Annotated in this window: 19 protein-coding genes and 1 pseudogene; 13 read left to right on the top strand and 7 right to left on the bottom strand. The window is 72.6% G+C overall.

What is annotated here, in order from left to right; genetic code table 11:
• Positions 1 to 233, top strand: a pseudogene (locus tag FIP57_RS05650) (methyl-accepting chemotaxis protein); the annotation flags it as partial.
• A gap of 96 nt (positions 234 to 329) precedes the next feature.
• Complete coding sequence (locus FIP57_RS05645; protein ID WP_238993297.1) at positions 330 to 1,160, top strand: formate/nitrite transporter family protein; 831 nt, start codon at positions 330 to 332, stop codon at positions 1,158 to 1,160.
• Between the two features lie 12 nt (positions 1,161 to 1,172).
• On the opposite strand, the gene FIP57_RS05640 is transcribed toward FIP57_RS05645, so the two are convergent.
• Complete coding sequence (locus tag FIP57_RS05640; protein ID WP_238993296.1) at positions 1,173 to 2,348, bottom strand: ROK family transcriptional regulator; 1,176 nt, start codon at positions 2,346 to 2,348, stop codon at positions 1,173 to 1,175.
• 95 nt (positions 2,349 to 2,443) lie between these two features.
• Here FIP57_RS05640 and FIP57_RS05635 point away from each other — a divergent pair, with 95 nt between their 5' ends.
• The 7 genes from FIP57_RS05635 to FIP57_RS05605 all read left to right on the top strand — a co-directional run bounded on the left by FIP57_RS05635 (position 2,444) and on the right by FIP57_RS05605 (position 10,508).
• On the top strand, positions 2,444 to 3,973 hold the full coding sequence (locus FIP57_RS05635; protein ID WP_148572508.1) for a sugar ABC transporter ATP-binding protein: 1,530 nt from the start codon (positions 2,444 to 2,446) through the stop codon (positions 3,971 to 3,973).
• Positions 3,970 to 5,001 (top strand): ABC transporter permease, encoded by a 1,032-nt coding sequence (locus tag FIP57_RS05630; RefSeq protein ID WP_148572507.1) that lies wholly within the window; start codon positions 3,970 to 3,972, stop codon positions 4,999 to 5,001. Before FIP57_RS05635 ends, FIP57_RS05630 begins: the two co-directional genes overlap by 4 nt.
• Complete coding sequence (locus tag FIP57_RS05625) at positions 4,998 to 6,143, top strand: ABC transporter permease (protein ID WP_148572506.1); 1,146 nt, start codon at positions 4,998 to 5,000, stop codon at positions 6,141 to 6,143. Before FIP57_RS05630 ends, FIP57_RS05625 begins: the two co-directional genes overlap by 4 nt.
• A complete protein-coding gene (locus FIP57_RS05620; RefSeq protein WP_148572505.1) occupies positions 6,143 to 7,354 on the top strand; it encodes a substrate-binding domain-containing protein in 1,212 nt (403 codons plus the stop codon). The genes FIP57_RS05625 and FIP57_RS05620 overlap by 1 nt, the downstream gene beginning before the upstream one ends.
• A 111-nt stretch (positions 7,355 to 7,465) precedes the next feature.
• On the top strand, positions 7,466 to 8,335 hold the full coding sequence (locus tag FIP57_RS05615; protein WP_203231072.1) for a sugar phosphate isomerase/epimerase family protein: 870 nt from the start codon (positions 7,466 to 7,468) through the stop codon (positions 8,333 to 8,335).
• Entirely contained in the window at positions 8,332 to 9,471 is a 1,140-nt protein-coding gene (locus FIP57_RS05610; RefSeq protein WP_148572503.1) for a Gfo/Idh/MocA family protein, read from the top strand. The genes FIP57_RS05615 and FIP57_RS05610 overlap by 4 nt, the downstream gene beginning before the upstream one ends.
• Before the next feature lie 35 nt (positions 9,472 to 9,506).
• Entirely contained in the window at positions 9,507 to 10,508 is a 1,002-nt protein-coding gene (locus FIP57_RS05605; protein WP_148572502.1) for a sugar phosphate isomerase/epimerase family protein, read from the top strand.
• 28 nt (positions 10,509 to 10,536) lie between these two features.
• Here FIP57_RS05605 and FIP57_RS05600 read toward each other — a convergent pair whose 3' ends face one another.
• Entirely contained in the window at positions 10,537 to 12,363 is a 1,827-nt protein-coding gene (locus FIP57_RS05600) for an acyl-CoA dehydrogenase (RefSeq protein ID WP_148572501.1), read from the bottom strand.
• Between the two features lie 56 nt (positions 12,364 to 12,419).
• Between FIP57_RS05600 and FIP57_RS05595 the strand changes: the two genes are divergently transcribed.
• Positions 12,420 to 13,418 carry an NADP-dependent oxidoreductase gene (locus tag FIP57_RS05595; RefSeq protein ID WP_148572500.1) on the top strand — a complete coding sequence of 333 codons (999 nt, stop codon included), beginning with the start codon at positions 12,420 to 12,422 and terminating at the stop codon, positions 13,416 to 13,418.
• Here FIP57_RS05595 and FIP57_RS23565 read toward each other — a convergent pair.
• Positions 13,408 to 14,046: an alpha/beta fold hydrolase gene (locus FIP57_RS23565; RefSeq protein ID WP_203231071.1), complete on the bottom strand. Its 639-nt coding sequence runs from the start codon at positions 14,044 to 14,046 to the stop codon at positions 13,408 to 13,410. The two genes, FIP57_RS05595 and FIP57_RS23565, sit on opposite strands and share 11 nt — an antisense overlap.
• A 192-nt stretch (positions 14,047 to 14,238) precedes the next feature.
• Positions 14,239 to 14,592, bottom strand: coding sequence for an HNH endonuclease signature motif containing protein (locus tag FIP57_RS05585; RefSeq protein WP_148572499.1), 354 nt, complete (start codon positions 14,590 to 14,592; stop codon positions 14,239 to 14,241).
• A 189-nt stretch (positions 14,593 to 14,781) separates the two neighbouring features.
• Here FIP57_RS05585 and FIP57_RS05580 point away from each other — a divergent pair, with 189 nt between their 5' ends.
• Together FIP57_RS05580 and FIP57_RS05575 are read left to right on the top strand one after the other, a co-directional pair.
• Positions 14,782 to 15,420: a GNAT family N-acetyltransferase gene (locus FIP57_RS05580; RefSeq protein WP_148572498.1), complete on the top strand. Its 639-nt coding sequence runs from the start codon at positions 14,782 to 14,784 to the stop codon at positions 15,418 to 15,420.
• 16 nt (positions 15,421 to 15,436) lie between these two features.
• On the top strand, positions 15,437 to 15,796 hold the full coding sequence (locus FIP57_RS05575; protein ID WP_148572497.1) for a DNA polymerase ligase N-terminal domain-containing protein: 360 nt from the start codon (positions 15,437 to 15,439) through the stop codon (positions 15,794 to 15,796).
• Positions 15,797 to 15,813: 17 nt separating this feature from the next.
• On the opposite strand, the gene FIP57_RS05570 is transcribed toward FIP57_RS05575, so the two are convergent.
• The 3 genes from FIP57_RS05570 to FIP57_RS05560 form a co-directional block, all read right to left on the bottom strand.
• A complete protein-coding gene (locus FIP57_RS05570; protein WP_148572496.1) occupies positions 15,814 to 16,938 on the bottom strand; it encodes an FUSC family protein in 1,125 nt (374 codons plus the stop codon).
• A 72-nt stretch (positions 16,939 to 17,010) separates the two neighbouring features.
• Positions 17,011 to 17,829 carry an MOSC domain-containing protein gene (locus FIP57_RS05565; protein ID WP_162529690.1) on the bottom strand — a complete coding sequence of 273 codons (819 nt, stop codon included), beginning with the start codon at positions 17,827 to 17,829 and terminating at the stop codon, positions 17,011 to 17,013.
• 17 nt (positions 17,830 to 17,846) lie between these two features.
• Positions 17,847 to 19,475 carry a PP2C family protein-serine/threonine phosphatase gene (locus FIP57_RS05560; protein WP_148572494.1) on the bottom strand — a complete coding sequence of 543 codons (1,629 nt, stop codon included), beginning with the start codon at positions 19,473 to 19,475 and terminating at the stop codon, positions 17,847 to 17,849.
• A gap of 174 nt (positions 19,476 to 19,649) precedes the next feature.
• On the opposite strand from FIP57_RS05560, the gene FIP57_RS05555 reads away from it, so the two are divergent.
• Positions 19,650 to 19,802, top strand: a complete 153-nt coding sequence (locus FIP57_RS05555; RefSeq protein ID WP_148572493.1) for a DUF1059 domain-containing protein — start codon at positions 19,650 to 19,652, stop codon at positions 19,800 to 19,802.
• Positions 19,803 to 19,809: the final 7 nt, after the last annotated feature.

Below are 19,809 nucleotides of genomic sequence, written 5' to 3'. Positions count from 1 at the left end.
CCCAGACCACGATTGCGTCGGCGGTGGAGGAGCAGACCGCGACGACGAATGAGATGTCGCGCAACGTGGCGGAGGCGGCGACGGGGTCGGCGGACATCGCGGTGAACATCACCGGGGTGGCGCGGACGGCGGCGGACACCGGTGCGGCGGCGCAGTCGACGAACCAGGCTGCGGACGAGCTGGCCCGGATGGCTGCGGAGATGCAGGCCCTCGTCGGCCGGTTCTCGCTCTGACCGTCCGGCCCCGTCGCGACGGCGTGTGCCGACCCCGGTAGCCCGGGGTTGGCGCACGGCCGTACCGGGCACCCCTCCTGCAGTGAGAGGGGAACCGTGACCGAGCGACGAGAGCACGCGCAGCAGGACCGGCACGTCATCGGCGAGAGCGACGGACCGATGGAGGACGCCCTCGAGGCGGCCTTCGACCGGCAGGTCTCGGAGGGTGCCCAGCGCCTCGGCCGGCCGTGGCGCGAGGTGCTGGTGACCGGCTTCTTCGGGGGCACCGAGGTCGCCATCGGCGTGCTCGCCCTCGTGGCGGTCGTGCACGCGACCGGGAACCCGCTGCTGGGCGGACTGGCGTTCTCCGTCGGGTTCCTGGCGCTGCTGCTCGGGCGCAGCGAGCTGTTCACCGAGGGGTTCCTGATCCCGGTCGTGACCGTCGCCGCCAAGCGGGCTGGCCCCGTGCAGCTGGCCAAGCTCTGGGGCGGCACGCTCGCGGCGAACCTCGTCGGCGGGTGGCTGATCATGTGGCTCGTGGTACTCGCCTTCCCCGCGCTGCACGAGGAGCTGGTCACCTCCGGCACCCACTTCGCGACCGCTCCGCTCAGCGCGGAGACGTTCGCCCTTGCGGTCCTGGCGGGGATGGTCATCACGCTCATGACCCGGATGCAGCACGGGACCGACGACATGCCCGCCAAGATCGTCGCCGCGGTCGCCGCCGCGTTCCTGCTCGCGGGGCTCGAGATGTTCCACTCGATCCTCGACTCGCTGCTGATCTTCGGTGCTCTGCGCACCGGCGACGCGACCTTCGGCTACCTCGACTGGCTGCAGTGGTTCGCCTACACCGTCGCCGGCAACATGCTCGGCGGGCTGGGACTGGTCACGCTGCTCCGGCTGGTGCGCAGCAAGGAACGGCTGGAGGACGAGCGCGAGGCCGCGGGCTGAGCGAGACGGGCGCTACTTGGCAGCCCTGCCGCCGACCTTGCTGCCGACGGACGCGCTGGCCACCTCGATGGCGGCCGGTGAGAGGACGTGGCCGATCGCGAGCGCCGCGGCCCCGAGGACGCCGGCCTGCTCGCCCGCAGCCGACGGGACGACCCGGAGGTGCTCGGTGGCCAGCGGCAACGACCGCCGGTAGACCACCTCGCGGATCCCGGCGAGCAGCTGCTCGCCGGCCGCGGCGAGCCGACCGCCGATCACCACGACGGACGGGTTGATCAGGTTCACCAGGGTGGCGACGACCTCGCCGATGTCGCGGCCGGCGTCACGGACGGCCTGGACGGCGGCAAGGTCGCCGGCGCGGATCAGCTCGACGACGTCCTGGGAGCCGGTCACGTCGGCGCCGGCCTCACGGAGCCGCGCGGCGACGGCGGGGCCCGCGGCGATCGCCTCCAGGCACCCCTCGTTGCCGCACCTGCACACCATGCCGTCGGCGCGGCTCACCCGGACGTGGCCGAGGTCGCCGGCCGTGCCCTGCGCGCCGCGCTGCAAGGAACCGCCCGAGATGATGCCGGCGCCGATGCCGGTGGCGACCTTGATGAAGACCAGGTCGTCGACGTCCGGCCAGTGCGTCCGCTGCTCGCCGAGCGCCATGATGTTCACGTCGTTGTCGATCAGCACCGGCACCGGGTGGTGGCGCTGGACGTGGCCCACCACGTCGTACCTGTCCCAGCCCGGCATGATCGGCGGGTTGATCGGCCGCCCGGTCGAGTGCTCGACGGGGCCCGGGAGCCCCATGCCGATGGCGCCCAGTCGGGCGGCATCGGCGCCGACCAGCTCGTCGACCGTGCGCCGGACCCAGCCGAGCACCTCCTCCGGGCCTGCGGCGACGTCCAGCGGCGCGCGGGTCTCCGCGAGCAGCGCCCCGGAGAGGTCGGCGAGCACCGCGCGGGCGTGGGTCGCGCCGATGTCGACGCCGACGACGACCTGGGCGCCGGGGTTGAAGGCGAAGAGCGACGGGGGGCGTCCACCGGTCGACGCGGCGTCGCCGTAGGGCGCCACCAGGCCGAGCCTGACCAGCACGTCGATGCGCGCGGCGACCGTCGACCGGGCCAGCCCGGTGAGCTGGGCGAGCTGGGTCCGGGTGCGGGGCCGACCGTCGCGCAACAGCTCGAAGATGTCGCTGGTCTGCACGGCGGACAGTGAACCACCGGGACACTTTGATCGTCCAGCACGCAACTTTCGTTCGGTGCTCGACAAAAGTATGTGACGCGTGCCATGGTGCCGCTGTGCAGCCAGAGAACGCCTCCAGCGCGCCGGGTGCCGGTGCCGTGCTGCTCCGCGCCGTCGGGCTCACCAAACACTTCTTCGGCAACCCGGTGCTCCAGGACGTCGACCTCGAGCTCCGCGCCGGGGAGGTCCACGGCCTCGTCGGGGAGAACGGCGCGGGCAAGTCGACGCTGATGAAGATCCTCGCCGGCGTCCACCAGCCCGACGGCGGCACCGTCGAGATCGACGGCCGCCCGGTGCGGTTCAGCCACCCGGTGCAGGCCCAGCAGTCCGGGGTCTCGACCGTCTTCCAGGAGTTCAACCTGCTCCCGGACCGCTCGATCGCGGAGAACGTCTACCTCGGCCGCGAACCGCGCGACCGCGGGGTCGTCGACACCGCCCGCATGCACCGCGACACCGCCGAGCTGCTCGAGGAACTCGGTGTCACCGGGCTCCGCACCACCCGGAGCGTGCGGTCGCTCTCGGTGGCCGAGCAGCAGGTGGTCGAGATCGCGAAGGCGGTCAGCTACGACGCCCGGATCATCTCCATGGACGAGCCCACAGCGGCGCTCGCCGACCACGAGGTGACGCTGCTCTACGCGATCATCGCCCGGCTCAAGGCACGCGGCGTCGCGATCCTCTACGTCTCGCACCGGCTGAAGGAGATCTTCGACCTCTGCGACACGATCACCGTCCTCAAGGACGGCCGGCTCGTCGACACCCGGCCGGCCGGCGACCTGGACGACGCCACGCTGGTCCGGCTCATGGTCGGCCGGTCGATCTCCTCGTTCTTCCCCGACCCGCTGCCCGGCACCCGGGTGGGGGAGGAGCGGCTCCGGCTCCGCGGGGCCGGCAACGGGTACGTCGACGGGATCGACCTCACCCTCCGGGCGGGCGAGATCGTCGGGTTGGCCGGGCTCCAGGGATCGGGGCGGACCGAGCTCGTCGAGGCAGTCTTCGGCGTCAACCCGTTCACCCGCGGGGAGCTGCTTCTCGACGGCCGGCCGGTGCGGATCCGGTCGCCCCGCCAGGCCGTCCGACACCGGATCGCCCTCGTCACCGAGGACCGCAAGGGCAAGGGGCTCTCCCTCCAGCAGACGATCCTCGACAACGCGCTGGGCGTCGTACGCGCGGTGCTCCCGGGGCGCACCTCGGCGGCGCGCCGGCAGATGCCCGGCGTGCTCTCCTCCCTCGCGGTGTCCGCCCGGAGCCTCGACCAGGAAGTCCAGTTCCTCTCCGGCGGCAACCAGCAGAAGGTCGTCCTGGCGCGGTGGCTCAGCATCGAGCCGCAGGTCGTGCTGATGGACGAGCCGACCCGCGGGATCGACGTCGGTGCCAAGCACGCCGTCTACGAGCTGATGCGGGGGCTCAGCGCGCAGGGCGTGGCGATCCTCATGGTGTCCAGCGAGCTCCCCGAGGTGATCGGGATGTCCGACCGGATCCTGGTCATGAAGGACGGCCGGCTGGCCGGCGAGCTGCCCGGTGGCTCGACCGAGGAGGACGTCCTCCAGGTCGCCACCGGTGCCGTGGTCCAGGAGCGCTCGGCATGAGCGCGGTGGAGCAGGGCGGGCGGCGCAGCGTCACCCTCACCTCGACCGGGATCGTCTACCTGGTCCTCGTCTTCGTGGTGGTGCTGGCCGCGATCCTCACCGCCACCCAGGGGCGCAACTTCTTCAGCACCGGCAACCTGACCACGATCCTCACCGGCACGGGGGTCCTCGGCTTCATCGCGGTGGGGCAGACGCTCGTGATCCTCGCCGGGAGCCTGGACCTCTCGGTCCCCTACGTCACCAGCCTGAGCAGCCTCGTCGCCGGGGGGATCATGGCCGGGCAGTCCTCGAACGTGCTCGCCGGCGTGGTCGCCGCCCTCGCGGTCTGCGCGGTCATCGGGCTGGTCAACGGGCTCGTCGTGACGCTGCTCGACGTGCACGGGTTCATCGCGACCCTCGGCATGGGGCTGATCATCAGCGGCTACCTCGCCACCAACTACAAGGGGAGCCACGGGGAGGCGCCGCGGTCGTTCCGGCTGATCGGCGCGACGCGCATCGGCCCGGTGCCGATCTCGGTGCTGATCATGCTCGGCTGCGCGGTGCTGGTGATCCTCATGCTCCGCCGCACCCGGCTCGGGATGCACCTCTACGCCGTGGGCGGCAACCGCGAGGTGGCTCGCATGTCGGGGGTCCGCACCACGACGCCGGTGGTGGCGGCGCACCTGCTGTCCTCGGTGCTCGCCGGCATGGCCGGGCTGCTCCTGCTCTCGCGGCTCAGCGTCGGCAGCCCGACGATCGGCTCCCAGGGCGGCTACGACCTGATGTCGATCGCCGCGGTCGTGCTCGGCGGCACCCTCCTTGCCGGCGGCAAGGGCAACGTGCTCGGCACGCTGGGCGGCGTCGCGATCTTCGCGGTCCTCGACAACCTCATGAGCGTGATGTCGCTCAACGCGTTCCTCAAGGACGCGGTGCGCGGCCTGGTCATCGTCGCCGCGGTGGCGGTCTACGCACGGCGGGACACCCACCGTCGGTTGGCGAGGTTCGAGCGACCATCGGTCACCGACCGGGTCCTGGAGGAGGCCCGATGAGCGCGCCGACGGTGGTCCCGGTCAGCGGGGCGCGCCCGCCGATCCCCGAGCACCGGGGCGGGCCCGGTCGACGGCTCGTCGAGGCGCTCCAGACGCCGGGCGGCGGGGTCTTCGTGCTCGCAGCGCTGCTGCTGGTGGCGGTGGTCGTCGCCAACCCGAGCTTCGGCGAGCCCGGGTCGCTGATCCGCTTCGTCGGGCGCACCGCGCCGATCGCGATCGCGGCGATGGGGCAGTACTTCGTCATCGTCTCAGGCGAGTTCGACCTCTCCATGGGGGCGGTCATCACCGCCCAGGTCGTGATGGCCGGCAACCTGATCGGCCAGGACGACGGCAAGGTCGTCCCGGTCCTGCTGCTGATGATCGGGCTCGGGGTCCTGATCGGGCTGGTCAACGGGTTGCTGACCACGCTGCTCAAGGTGCCCAGCTTCATCGTCACGCTCGGGACGATGCTCGCCCTCTCGGGGCTGGTGCTCTACCTGACCGGCGGAGCGGCGACCGGGAACCCGGCCGACTCGTTCCGCAACATCGGACGGGGCGGCATCCAGGGCGTCCCGGTGCTCGAGGTGATCCCCTACCCGGCGCTGATCCTGCTGGTGCTCGCGGTGGGTGCGGTCGTGCTGATGCGCCGCCCCTTCGGCCGGACGCTGATCGCCGCGGGTGACAACCCGGAGGCGGCCCGGCTCGCCGGGACCACCCTGTGGTGGCTCAAGACCCGCGCGTTCGTGCTCTCGTCGCTCTCCGCGACGGTCGCCGGCATCATCCTGGTCGGGTACGCCGGCGTGCACCCCTCCGTCGGCCGCGGCTACGAGTTCACCGCGATCACCGCCGTGGTCCTCGGTGGCGTCGTCCTGGGGGGCGGGCGCGGTTGGGTGCTCTCCGCGGCCGCCGGCGCCTTCGCCCTCGAGCTCCTCTTCAGCCTGCTCAACTTCCTCGGGGTCGAGTCCACGTGGCGCGACACCGTGCAGGGCGTGATCATCATCGCCGCCGTCGCGGTGGCGGGTCGCGCCTGGTCGGCCGGCCGTCGTCCGGCCTCACGCAGCCCCGCCGGTCCCGATCCAGCCACCAGTCCAGCCACCAGTCCAGCCACCAGTCCAGCCAGCCCCGGCACGCCCGTCCCGGGCACCACACAAGGAGAGTCCTGATGCGCAGAAAGTTGATCCGCGGCTCGGTCGCCGTCGCGGCGGTGGTCGCGCTGGCCGCCTGCTCCACCGACGACGTCGACGACCCCGCCCCGCAGGCCGAGGGGTCGAGCGAGGAGACCGAGGGCAGCAGCGAGGAGTGGTTCGTCCAGGCCGACTACGACGAGCAGTTCGAGCAGCGCTCCGCGACCTTCGAGGGTGACCCCGAGCAGCCGTGGCTGCAGTACATCGACGGTGAGATGACTGACACCTCGTCCTTCGCGGCGAAGGGTGCGAAGAAGGTCTGCTTCTCGAACGCCTCGATCGACAACCCGTGGCGGCAGACCGGCTGGATCACCATGAACGAGCAGCTGAAGGTCCTCCAGGACGCCGGCGTGATCTCGGAGATGGAGACCCGTGACGCGCAGGCCGACGACAACACCCAGCTCTCCGACATCGACTACTTCATCTCCGAGGGCGGTTGCGACGCCTTCGTGATCTCGCCGAACTCGACCGCCGCGCTCACCCCGGGCGTCGAGCGGGCGTGCGAGACGGGGAAGCCGGTGATCGTGTTCGACCGCGGCGTCGAGACCGACTGCCCGACGACGTTCATCCACCCGATCGGCGGCTACGCCTGGGGCATCGACACCGCCGAGTTCCTCAGCGAGAACCTCGAGGAGGGCGACAAGGTCGTCGCGCTCCGGATCCTCCCCGGTGTCGACGTGCTCGAGCACCGCTGGGCGGCCGCCGAGAAGATCTTCGAGGAGAACGGCATCGACGCCGTCGACTACTTCACCGGCGCCGACCCGACCGAGATCAAGTCGATCATCTCCGACGAGCTCGCCAAGGGCGACGTGCACGGCGTCTGGATGGACGCCGGTGACGGCGCGGTCGCAGCGATCGAGGCCTTCGAGGACGCGGGTGCGGACCTCCCGGTGATGACCGGTGAGGACGAGATGAGCTTCCTGCGCAAGTGGGAGGAGACCGGGCTGACCGGCCTCGCCCCCGTGTACTCGAACTTCCAGTGGCGGACGCCGCTGCTCGCGGTGGAGAAGATCTTCAAGGGCGAGGAGGTCCCGAAGGAGTGGGTGCTCCCGCAGGTGCCGATCACCGAGGAGGAGCGCGCGCAGTTCCTGGAGGCCAACGACGGGATGCCCGACGGCCACTACGCGAAGTTCGGCGGGGAGGACCTGCCGGGCTACCCGGACGTGTGGCAGGAACGCATCATCCCGTGACCTGACGGGTCATGATCACGGGCCGCGGGCGTCCGCACCCTGGGCGCCCGTGGCCCGGCACGAGTTGTCACCGCTACAGAAATGCCAGACCAGAATCTCGGAAGGCATCGTGTGAGAGCCATCGGCATCAACACCTGGGTGTGGACCTCGCCTCTGACGGACGAGCTGCTCCCGTCGGTGCTGCGCAAGGTCGCCGCGCTCGGGTTCGACGCGGTGGAGCTGCCGCTCGAGAACCCCGGGGACTGGAGCGCCGACGTCGCCGGCCCGCTCCTCGAGGAGACCGGGTTGCGCCCCTACGTGGTCGGCGCCATGGCCCCCGGCCGTGACCTGGTGGCCACCACTCCCGACGCGGTCGCCGCGACGCAGGACTACCTGCGCGCGTGCCTGGACCTCGCGGTCGCGATCGGGGCGCCCTCGGTGTGCGGCCCGTTCTACGCCGCCACCGGTCGGGTCTGGCGGATGTCGGCAGCCGAGCGCGACGCGGCCTACGCCGAGTGGCGCGAACACCTGGCTCCGGTCGCCGCGCATGCGGGGGAGCGCGGCGCCCGGCTCGGCATCGAGCCGCTGAACCGTTACGAGACCTCACTGGTGAACACGACCGAACAGGCGCTGACGGCGCTCGACGGGCTCCTCGGCCCGGCGGTCGGGCTTGCCCTCGACACCTACCACCTCGGCATCGAGGAGCGGTCGAGCGCGGGCGCCGTACGGACGGCGGGGGAGCACCTGGTGCACCTGCAGGTCTGCGGCAACGACCGCGGCGCCCCCGGCGGCGACCAGACCGACTGGCCCGCGCTGCTGCGCGCCCTCGACGAGGTGGGCTACACCGGTCCGCTGAACATCGAGAGCTTCACCGCCGACAACGCCTCCATCGCCACGGCTGCCTCGATCTGGCGGCCGCTGGCCCCGACCCAGGACCAGCTCGCCAACGACGGCCTGGCGTTCCTGCGGGAGCTGACCTCGACAGGAAGGGCGACCGCATGAGCGCCACCCCCCACGGCCGCCCCCTCGGGGTCGCCGTCGTCGGCTACTCCTTCATGGGCAAGGCGCACTCCAACGCCTGGCGCAACGTCGGTGCGTTCTACCCCTCCGCCCCGGCCGTCCGCCAGGAGCTCCTCGTCGGCCGTGACGAGCAGGCGGTGCAGGAGGCGGCCGGTCGCTACGGGTGGGCCGGGTGGAGCACCGACTGGCGCAGCGTCCTCGAGCGCGACGACATCGACGTGGTGGACGTCTGCACGCCGGGCCACCTCCACGCGGAGGTCGCGCTCGCCGCACTGGAGGCGGGAAAGCACGTCGTCGTCGAGAAGCCGCTGGCGAACACCGTTGACGAGGCGGAGCAGATGGTGAAGGCGGCCCAGGCGGCGGAGGCCTCCGGTGTGCGTTCGATGGTCGGCTTCAACTACCGCCGGGTCCCGGCGCTCGCGCTGGCCCGCCGGCTGGTCGACGAGGGGCGGCTCGGCACCGTGCGCGAGGTGCGGCTGAGCTACCTCCAGGACTGGCTCGCCGACCCGGCCGCGCCGATGACCTGGCGGCTGCGCAAGGAGACTGCCGGATCGGGGGCCCTCGGCGACCTGGGCTCGCACGCGGTCGACCTGCTCCACCACCTCCTCGGTGAGCGGGTGGCCCAGGTCAGCGGCGAGCTGCGCACCTTCGTCCCCCAGCGCGAGGGCCCGTCGGGCCGCGAGCCGGTCACCGTCGACGACGCCGCCTGGGCGAGGTTGCGCACCACCTCCGGTGCGGTGGCCTCGCTCGAGGTCTCCCGCGTGGCCACCGGACGCAAGAACGGGCTGCAGGTCGAGGTCTACGGCTCCGGCGGCGCCTTCCGCTTCGACCTCGAGCAGCTCAACGAGCTGTGGGTGCACACGGCGGAAGACGGGGTGGGCGGGTTCACCCGGGTCCTCGTCACCGAGCCCGAGCACCCGTACCTCGAGGCGTGGTGGCCGCCCGGCCACATCCTCGGCTGGGACCACACCTTCACCTCGCAGGCAGCCGACTTCCTCGCCGCGGTCTCCGAGGGCCGCTCGCCGCGCCCGTCGTTCGAGGACGGCCTCGCGGTCCAGCGGGTCCTCGCCGCCGTCGAGGAGAGCGACCGCCGCGGCGGCGCCACGATCGACCTCTGACCCGAGCACCCACCCCGACGTACGAAGGAGCATCCATGGGCCGCAACTTCACCCTCTTCACCGGTCAGTGGGCCGACCTCACCCTCGACGAGGTCGCCGGCCTCGCCGCCGGTTGGGGGTACGACGGTCTGGAGATCGCGGTCTCGGGGGAGCACCTCGACGCCTCCCGCTGGGACGACGACGACTACGTCCAGGAGCGGCTCGGGATCCTCGAGCGCCACGGACTGAAGGTCTGGACGATCTCCAACCACCTCAAGGGACAGGCGGTCTGCGACGACCCCATCGACGACCGGCACCGCGCGATCGTCGGCCCGGCCGTGTGGGGCGACGGCGATCCCGAGGGGGTGCGGCAGCGGGCGGCGGAGGACCTGAAGAACACCGCCCGGCTGGCGCAGAAGCTCGGCGTGGACACCGTCGTCGGGTTCACGGGCTCCTCGATCTGGCAGTACGTCGCGATGTTCCCGCCGGTCCCCGCGGCCACGATCGACGCCGGCTACCAGGACTTCGCCGACCGGTGGAACCCGATCCTCGACGTCTTCGACGAGTGCGGCGTGCGGTTCGCCCACGAGGTGCACCCGTCGGAGATCGCCTACGACTACTGGTCGACGGTGCGCACGCTGGAGGCGATCGGCCACCGCCCGGCGTTCGGGCTCAACTGGGACCCCAGCCACATGGTGTGGCAGGAGATCGACCCGGTCGGCTTCATCACCGACTTCGCCGACCGGATCTACCACGTGGACTGCAAGGACGTGCGGATGCGGACCGGCAACGGGCGCAACGGCCGGCTCTCGTCCCACCTGGCGTGGGGCGACCAGCACCGCGGCTGGGACTTCGTCTCCACCGGCCGCGGCGACGTCCCCTGGGAGGACTGCTTCCGGGCGCTCGCGCGGGCCGGCTACACCGGCCCGATCTCGGTCGAGTGGGAGGACGCGGGGATGGACCGGCTGCACGGCGCCGCGGAGGCCCTGGCGTTCCTCAAGCGGTTCGACTTCGAGCTGCCGTCTGCCTCGTTCGACGCGGCGTTCGACCAGGGGTAGCTCGCGGCCCGGCCGGCCCCGTCCTCGCTCAGAGCCAGGCCGGGTCGAGGTCCAGGGTGGTCCGGTCGCCGGAGGCGAGCAGGTCGAGCATCGGCCCGACCTTCGGCAGCTCGCGTGCGAAGAAGTACCGCGTCGCCGCGCGCTTGCCGTCGTAGAACGCGCCCTCCTTGCCGTGCGCCGCCAGCCACTGCTCCAGCCACAGCCAGGCCACGACCAGGTGGCCGGCCGCCTCGAGGTACGCCGTCGCGTCGGCCAGCACGAGCCGCGGGTCGCCGAGCGCACCGAGAGCACCCGTGACCTCGACCAGCCGGTCGGCCGCGGCCAGGAGCGCAGCGGCGTGCGCGGCGGCCTCGTCGTCCTGGGTCGCCGAGGCGCGCTGCGCCGTCGCACGCACCCGGTCCAGCAGGAGCCCCAGCCCGGCGCCGCCGTCCAGCATCACCTTCCGCCCCAGCAGGTCCTGCGCCTGGATCCCGTGGGTGCCCTCGTGGATCGCGTTGAGCCGGTTGTCCCGGTAGTGCTGCTCGACGTCGAAGTCCCGCGTGTAGCCGGCCCCGCCGAGGACCTGGATCGCCAGGTCGTTCGCGGCCAGGCACCACTGGGACGGCCAGCTCTTCGCGATCGGCGTCAGCACCCCGAGCAGGGTCCCCGCCTCCCGTCGGGCACCCTCGTCGTCGAGCGACGCCGCGTCGTCGACGAGCCGGGAGCAGTACAGGTTGAGGGCGAGCGCGCCCTCGGCGTACGACTTCTGCGCCAGCAGCATCCGGCGTACGTCGGCGTGCTCGACCAGCGGGACCTGCGGCTCCTCCGGGCCGACGCCGGCGGGGCGTCCCTGCAGCCGCTCGCGTGCGTAGGCGAGCGACTTGAGGTAGCCGGTGTAGCCGAGCGCGGTCGCGCAGAGCCCGACGCCGATGCGGGCCTCGTTCATCATCGTGAACATCACGCGCAGCCCGCGGTTCTCCTCGCCGACGAGGTAGCCCACCGCACCCGGGCGTCCACCGGGCGTGAACGCGCCGTCGCCGAAGACCGGAGCCGTGTTGACCGTGCCGCGGAACCCCATCTTGTGGTTGATCCCGGCGAGCACCACGTCGTTGCGCTCACCGATCGAGCCGTCCGGCTCGACGAGGTGCTTGGGGACCAGGAAGAGGCTCACCCCGCGGGTGCCGGCGGGCGCGCCGGGGGTGCGGGCGAGGACGAGGTGGACGATGTTCTCCCCGAGCTCGTGGTCACCGGCGGAGATCCACATCTTGCGGCCGAAGAGCCGGTAGGTGCCGTCGTCCTGCGGCTCGGCGCGGGTGGTCAGGTCGGCGAGGTTGGAGCCGGCGTGCGGCTCGCTGAGCGCCATCGTGCCGAAGAAGCGGCCCTCGAGCATCGGGCGCACGTAGCGGTCGACCTGGTCCGGCGTGCCGTGGACGCTGAGCAGGTTCGCGTTCGCCGCCGTCAGCAGGGCGTACCCCGTGGTGCCGGTGTTCGCGGCGTGGAACCAGGCCATGCAGGCGCCGAACACCGACGACGGGAGCTGGAGCCCGCCGACGCCCTGGTCGAGCGGCGCGGCAGGGAAGCCGGCCTCGGCGAACGCCCGGAGCGCGTCGCCGACCTCCGGGAGCAGCTCGACGCGGGTGCCGTCGAACCGGGGCTCGGCCAGGTCCGCGGCGCGGTTGTGCGGCGCGAACCGGGTGGTCGCGATCGACTCGGCGAGCTCGAGGACGCTTTCCACGGTGGACCGGTCGTGGTCGGCGAACCTCGGCCGGCCGAACAGCTCCTCGGTGCCGAGCCACTCGAACAGCAGGAAATCCAGGTCGCGTCGGGACATGATCTGGCTCTGGTTGACCGTCCGGGCGGGCGCCGTCGTGCTCATGGTCGCGAGCGTAGGCGGTGGCCGGTGCTCGGGCTCCACCCGGCAGGATCGGCACCATGACGACGCGCACCCGCGAGATCCACCTCGCCTCCCGACCGACCGGCTGGCCCACCCAGGAGAACTTCCGCACCGTCCAGGTCGAGCTGCCCGATCCGGGGCCCGGCGAGGTGCTCGTGCGCAACAGCTACATCTCGGTCGACCCGTACATGCGGGGCCGGATGAACGACGTGAAGTCCTACATCCCGCCGTACCAGCTCGACGCGCCGATGGACGGCGGGGCGGTCGGCGAGGTCGTCGCCTCGGAGGACGAGTCGGTCGCGGTCGGCGACGTCGTGCTGCACCAGGCGGGGTGGCGGGAGCACGCCGTGCTGCCGGCGCGCCAGGTCCGCACGGTCGACGCCGCGGCGGTGCCGGCCTCGGCCTACCTCGGGGTGCTGGGGATGCCCGGCCTCACCGCGTACGTCGGGCTCACCACCATCGCGGGCGTCCGTGAGGGCGACACCGTCTTCGTCTCCGGCGCGGCAGGCGCGGTGGGCTCGGTGGCCGGCCAGCTCGCCCGCAAGCTGGGCGCCGCCAAGGTCGTCGGTTCGGCCGGCTCGGCGGAGAAGGTCGCCTGGCTGACCGACGAGCTCGGCTTCGACGCGGCGTTCAACTACAAGGACGGCAAGGTCGCGTCGCTGCTGGAGCCGCACGGGCCGGTCGACGTGTACTTCGACAACGTCGGCGGTGAGCACCTCGAGGCCGCGATCCGGCACATGGCGGACTTCGGCCGGCTCGCGCTCTGCGGCGCCATCGCCGGGTACAACGACCCGGTGCCGGGGCCGCGCAACATGTTCATGGCGGTGCAGAAGCGGTTGACCCTCCGCGGCTTCATCGTGAGCGACCACCGCGAGGCGGCATCGGAGTTCTACCGGCAGGTGCCGGCGTGGGTGGCCGACGGGACGCTGCGCTACCGGGAGACGGTCGTCGACGGGCTCGGCAACGCCGTCGACGCCTTCCTCGGGCTGCACAAGGGCGAGAACACCGGCAAGATGCTCGTCCGGCTCACCGACTGACCGCGCGGGCGATCCGGTCGAGGATCAGCTCCATCGTCCGGTCGCCGTGCTCGCTGTCGAAGATCGCCTGCGCGTGCGCCGAGCCGGGCAGCAGCACCAGCTCGTTGTCCGGCCCTGGTGCCGTGCCGGCGAGCTCACGGGAGACGTCGGCGACTGGCTCGTCCTCGCTGGCGACGAACAGCTTGGGCTGCTCGCCCAGCCCCTCCACCACCCGGTTCGGTGACAGCAGCACCAGCTGGTCCGCCAGCTCGGGCTCGGCCGTCGACAGGCGCAGGATCGCGTCCGCCCCGGCACTGCCGCCGACCAGCGCGACGTCATCGATCCCGTCGTCATGCAGGTGGCGCACGGCCTCGGCGATGCTGTCCGGGGAGATGTCCTCCACTGCGACCACCGTGGTGCCCTCGTCGGCGATGTCGACCGCCTGCTCCTCCCAGCTGGCGGCGTCGTAGGAAGCACCGTGGGCCAGGACGACGCCGTACGACCCTTCGCCCCAGGTCAGTGCCGTCGAGCCGCCGATCTCGATCTTCTCGCCGGTTGTGGAGGCGCCGCAGGCAGTGAGGGAGAGGGCGACCGGTGCGGTGACGAGGAGGAGCGTCAGGACCGGGTGGCGGAGCACCACGACAGTCAAGCAGCCCGCCGCCGCGGTCGAGGCCATTTCTGCGCTCGCGCCGTCGGCGGGACGGGGGACTGGTGGGGAGACGCCCGCACCTGGATTCGGGCAAGGGGACGCTGCGGCTCCCGCTGGAGGAGGCCGACGGGATCAGCGACGAGGAGCTGCGAGCTTTCCTCGCCGCCACCCTGTCTCCGTGAGACCGCTGGCCTATTGGCGGCTGTTGATCCGGTTGCGGGTGATGCAGGTCTTGCCGTCGCTGGCGTACTCGGTGGTGTAGCGGGGGTCCTGGACCATTCGGTGGTGCCGTGGGCAGAGCATCGTGCCGTCCCGGACGGTGGTTCGGCCGCCGCGGGACCAGGGTCGTTTGTGGTGGGCGTGGCAGGACGACGCCGGGATGGTGCAGCTGGTGGCGGTGCAGTGCTTGTCGCGGGAGGCCATCGCGATGCGTTGGGGGTGGGTGTGCAGCCGGGTCCGGCGGCCCTGGTCGAGCACCACCGACCTGGAGTCGAGGACCTGGGGGATGATCCCGGCCCGGCAGGCCAACCGGCGGGCTGCGCCCACGCCGATGGTGTCGCGGTGAAGATGCGACGGCTCGGCGGCGGTCGGGCGTGAAGATGCGACGGGTCGGCGGGGAGCGGGACAGGGCCGCACGTCCCTTCACCGGCCGAGCCGGCCGTCCTAGCGTCGGAGGCGGGCGCGGAGCGCTACCGAGCACGCCGCCCGCCCGTCCCGCTGCTCCAGGAGGTGCCGATGACCGACGTCGCGCAGCTGACCGTGCCGCTCCAGCGTTGGATCGCGCGGCAGCGCCACCGCGGGGATGCACCGCCGGCGACACAGGTGAGCGCCGCGCCAGAGGTCATGCTGCCCGCCGGGGTGCGGGTGCGGCGGCGGCGCGACCACGAGGTGGCGGCCTGCGCGCGGCTGCTGGGGCTGGTGCAGGCGGAGGGCGGCTACCCGCTCCCGCGGCCCGAGTCGCTGCGGGGCTGGCTGACCGACGCGGGGCTCGAGGGCGCGTGGATCGCGGAGCGGCAGGGCGAGGTGCTCGGCCACGTCGCGGTCGGCCGGGTCGGCCACGACGCCGTGTCGCGGATGCGGTGGCGCGAGGCCGGACGGCCGGTCGAGCAGCTCATGGGCGTCTCGCGGCTGTTCGTGCGGCCCCGGGCGCGCGAGCAGGGGATCGGCGCGGCGCTGCTGACGACCGCGGTGGCCGACGTTCGTGCACGCGGGCTCACGCCGGTGGCCGAGCTGGTGAGCCCGGGCCGCGAAGGTGTGCGGCTCTACGAGAAGCACGGGTGGCGACTGGTCGCCAGGCACGCCTGCGGCGGCAGGGACGCCGGGCTGACGTCGTACATGTACCTCCTCCCACCGCAGGTGCCGACGCCGCGCTGAGGGGTACACCGGAGGTGTGACCGACCAGCCCGACGGCCGACCGGCGTTCGTCCTCCACGACCACCGCAAGCCGCGCCCGCACTTCGACCTGCGGCTCGAGCAGGACGGCGTGCTGCGCTCCTGGGCGGTGCCCCGCGGGCTGCCACCGACGAGCCGCGAGGACCGCTTGGCCGTCGCGGTGCCCGACCACGACCTCGACCACCTGACCTACGAGGACGAGCACAAGTCGATCGCGGACATCGGCTGGTGGGAGGACGTCGGGAGCAACGAGCGCCGGCTGCTGTTCGTGCTGCACGGCCGGGAGGGCAGCGTCCGCTACGCGCTCATCCGCACCGACACCGACTGGCTCGTCCACCGGACGAAGCAGCAGCCCTGATCAGGAGCCGCCCCTGATCACGAGCCACTGGTCCCCTCCAGCTGCTCGTCGTGCGCCTCGTCCTCCTCCTCGACGGCGAGCGCCTCGACGGCCCGCTCGAGCACGGTCACGATCGCGGCTGCGGTGAACCGGTCCTCGCCGGCCTCCTGCCAGGCCCGTCGCGTCGCCTTGCGGAGGTCGTCGACGGCGGCGGTGGTGGCGACCCGCCGTTCGTGCAGCTGCTCGTCGTCGTCCATCGTCGTGAGCAGCTCGCCCATCGACCGGAGCGCGGCCGCCGTCGTCGGCCGCATCTCGGGGCCGAGCGCCACCTCGTGCAGGTCGGAGCTCTCGCGCTCGACGACCATCGCCACGAGCTGCTCCACGAGCGAGCTCAGCTGGTCGAGCGCGCGGGCGACGTCGTACACCTGGTCGGCCTCGCGCTCCCAGTGCCGGGCCCGCCAGTTGATCCGTCGGCCCTCGTCGGCCTCACGGACGAGCGTGTGCACGTGGGAGAGGTACGGCGTGAGGGTTCGCCGGCGTTCGTCCCACTCCTCGAGGGTCGGGGCCGAGGGCTGGTCGAGCCCGTCCGCGACGGCGGCCAGCTGATCGGCGAGGACCAGCCGGAGCCGGCGCAGGGCCAGCTTCGCCGGGGTCAGGGGCAGCGGCGGGAACGCGGCGTTGATGAGCACGCCGATGACCGCCCCGAGGGTGGTCAGCCCGAGGTAGCCGAGCACGTACGTGAACGGGTCCTTCGCACCGACGATCATCGTGAAGACCGCGGCGACCGGGACCCAGCTGCCCATCGAGCCCAGCCGGGGCCACCCGGCGAGCAGGGTGCCGACCGCGACCACGACGGCGAGGTCGACGACCACCGACCCCGGGACCTGGCGGCCGAGCAGCGCGAGCCCGGCGCCGAGGGTGATCGCGACCGCGGTCTGGCCGGTGCTCCGCAGGGAGTTGGCAAGGGTGCTGGACACCGCGACGACGGCCCCGAAGGGCGCGTAGTACTCGTACTCCGCGACGAACCCCCCGAACGGGCGGACGCACGCCCACGCGATCGCCGCCGCCAGCGCGGCCTTGAGTGCGAGCGCGATGCGCGGTCGCGCGGCCCACTCACCCTGCAGCCGTCGCAGGGTGGGGTTCTCGGGGTCAAGCTGAGCCATGCTCACCTCCTTACCCACCGGCACCGCCGGTCGCGGAGCAGCGCGAGACTCGGACCGAGGCGGTCGGCGGGGTCAGCCGGCCGGCGCCGCGACGGGCTCCTGTTCCGCGACCTCGACGCGGTCACCGACGCGGAGGGCGCCGGGCCGCACGACCTCGCCGTAGACGCCGAGGACCAGCCCCTTGCCGAGCTCGCTGTCCTGCACCCCGCGGACGTCGTTGATGAGCCGGAGCGCGTTGACCGCGGAGGGCTCCCCGTCGGGCTGCTTCTGGATCGCGGCGCACCTCTTGACCGGTCCGCCAGCGCGGAGCATGACGTCGCCGACCTGCAGGGTGCGTCCCCGCCAGCCGTCCTCGGCGAACGGTGCGACGCCGTCGACGGTCATGGTCATCCGGAACCGGCGCGGGTCGAGGGGGGTCCCGTCCGCCTCCCGGCCGAGGGCCGCCACCGAGGCCTCGGAGACCAGCGTCACCGGGTGCACGTCGTAGCCGGCGCCGGGGACGTCGACGAGCACGAGCCGCAGCGGTCGGCCGGCGACCTCGCTCAGCCACGCCGCCCAGGGGCCGCGGACCACCCGTCCCGTGGGGTAGCGGCTGCCGAAGAAGTGCGCGCGCACCGGCTCACCGGGCTCCAGCACGTCGCGGAGCAGCACGTCGTCGCCCCGGCCGATGGTGAGCACCCCGGTGTCGACGTCGAGGTCCGCCCAGTAGGGGAGGAACACCCCGCTGCGGGTCGCGGAGAAGAGCTTGTCGCCGTCGTCGGCGAGGAACAGCGAACGGTCGCCGGGGACGCCGTGCGGCGTGAGCGCGACCTCGCCGACCTCCCGCAGCCCGAACCCCTTGACCGGGGTGACCGACAACCGGGTCACCGTCACCGTGCTCGTCGACGTCACCGGGTCACGGTAGCCCGTCAGGCGCCGGCCTCCGACAACGGAACACCGGTGTGGTCGCCGGTCGTCACCTGGCTGAGCCGCAGGCAGAGCACGACGACGTCGTCCTCGAGGGCGTGGTCGGCCATCACGTCGGAGAGCAGGGTCTCGCACCACTGCGCGGGGGACCCCTCGGGATCGAGCCGGGTGGCCGCCATCGCGAGCTTGGCGAGCCCCTCGTCGATGCCGTGCTGGCGCTGCTCGACGAGCCCGTCGGAGTACCAGACCAGCAGCGCGCCGTCGGGCACCTGCTCCACCGCCTCCTCGCGGGGGCCGTCGCCGACGCCGAGCGGTGTCGACCGTCCGGCGTCGAGGTACGTCGCCGTCCCGCCCGTCACCAGCAACGGCGGCGGGTGGCCCGCGCAGGCGTAGCGCAACCGCCCCGCGACGGGGTCGAACGCGGCGTACCCGACGGTGGAGCACACCGCGTCGGGCATCGTGGCGGTGGCGGCGTCGAGGGCGGTGAGCACGTAGCTCGGGCCGAGCGGCGTGGTCGACGCGGCCAGCCGCAGCGAGGCCTGCAACCGGCCCATGGTGACCGCCGCCTGCAGCTCGTGGCCGACCACGTCGCCGACGGCAATGCCGACGTGGTGCTCGCCGAGCGGGAAGACGTCGTACCAGTCGCCGCCCACCTCGTGGGCCGAGTCCGCCGGCCGGTAGAGGGTGCCGACCTCCACGCCGGGCAGCGAGTCGGGCACGTGGGGGAGCAGCGCCCGCTGGAGCAGCAGCGCCGACTCCCGCTCACGGGCGTAGAGCAGCGTGGCCTCGTCACGCTCGCCGAGCGCCACGGTGAGCAACCAGGCGGCGAGCACGGCGATCGCGAGGAACAGCTGGAGGGTCGCTACCTCGGCCGTCGGGTCGAGGACGGAGTCACCCCAGGGCCCGAACCCCAGCGCGCTCACGGCGTTGGCGGTCGCCGTCACGACCAGCCCGCCGAGCAGCACCTCGAAGAGGCCGAACCGCAGCGCGATCCCGAGCAGCAGCGGGATCGGGAGGTAGACGAGCGGGTTGTGCTCGGGCAGGAACGCCACGACCGTCACCACGAGGGCCGCCAGGGCCACGCCGAGGCAACGGAGGACGGTGGCCCGGTCCCACCGGACGTCGCGGGCGGCGAGGATCGTCCCCCCGACGGTGAGGACCCCGAGCGCGTCACCGGACCAGAACGCGGGGAAGGACGCGAGCCACGGCCCGTCCAGCGTGAGGGCGATCGTCGTCGCGCCGAGGAAGCCACCGACCAGCGGCCCGACGAGCACCGGCATCGCCAGGAAGGCGCCGAGGTGGCGTCGCCGGCGCAGGTCGATCTCCGGGACGAACCGGGTGAGCAGCAGGGCGGAGACCAGCGGCTCGGCGGTGTTGGTGACCCCGAAGCCGAGTGCGGCCGTCGCCGACATCCCGTGCAGCATGTCGCTGGCCGCCTCGGTCAGCCCGGCCGCGACGAGGATCCAGGGCCAGGCCGAGCGGGGAGTGAGCACCAGCGCAGCGAGGGTCACGCCCGAGGGCGGGAAGAAGACTGCGAGGGCGCTGGGCGCCTCGAGGACCAGGAAGCTGTACGTCGAGCCGGCGAGGTACGCCACGGCGACCACGAGGACGACCCTCCAGTGAACCGTCATGGCGAACCACCGCCTCACCGGAACCGTCGAATCGGATCCTCGTCCGGAAACCGTAGCGGTCGGCGGACCGGCTGGTCCAAGGGCCGTTGTCACGGGTCGTTGTCACCGGTCGTCGTCACCGGTCGTGGTCACGGGTCGTTGTCGCCGTGCGGTCCGCCGCCTACCGTGACGGCCATGAGCTCACGCCTGCGCTGCCCGTGCGGCACCCGGATCGAGGCCGAGGACGACGACGAGCTGGTCCGGCTGACCCAGGAGCACCTCGCCGCGGAGCACCCCGGCCGGGAGTACTCCCGCGACGAGATCCTCTTCATGGCGGCGATGTCCTGACCGCTGC

The organism is Nocardioides caldifontis (assembly GCF_008087345.1).
Lineage (GTDB): Bacteria > Actinomycetota > Actinomycetes > Propionibacteriales > Nocardioidaceae > Marmoricola_A > Marmoricola_A caldifontis.
The sequence above is the reverse complement of the archived record's forward strand: the minus strand, read 5'-3'. Positions and strand labels throughout refer to the sequence as shown.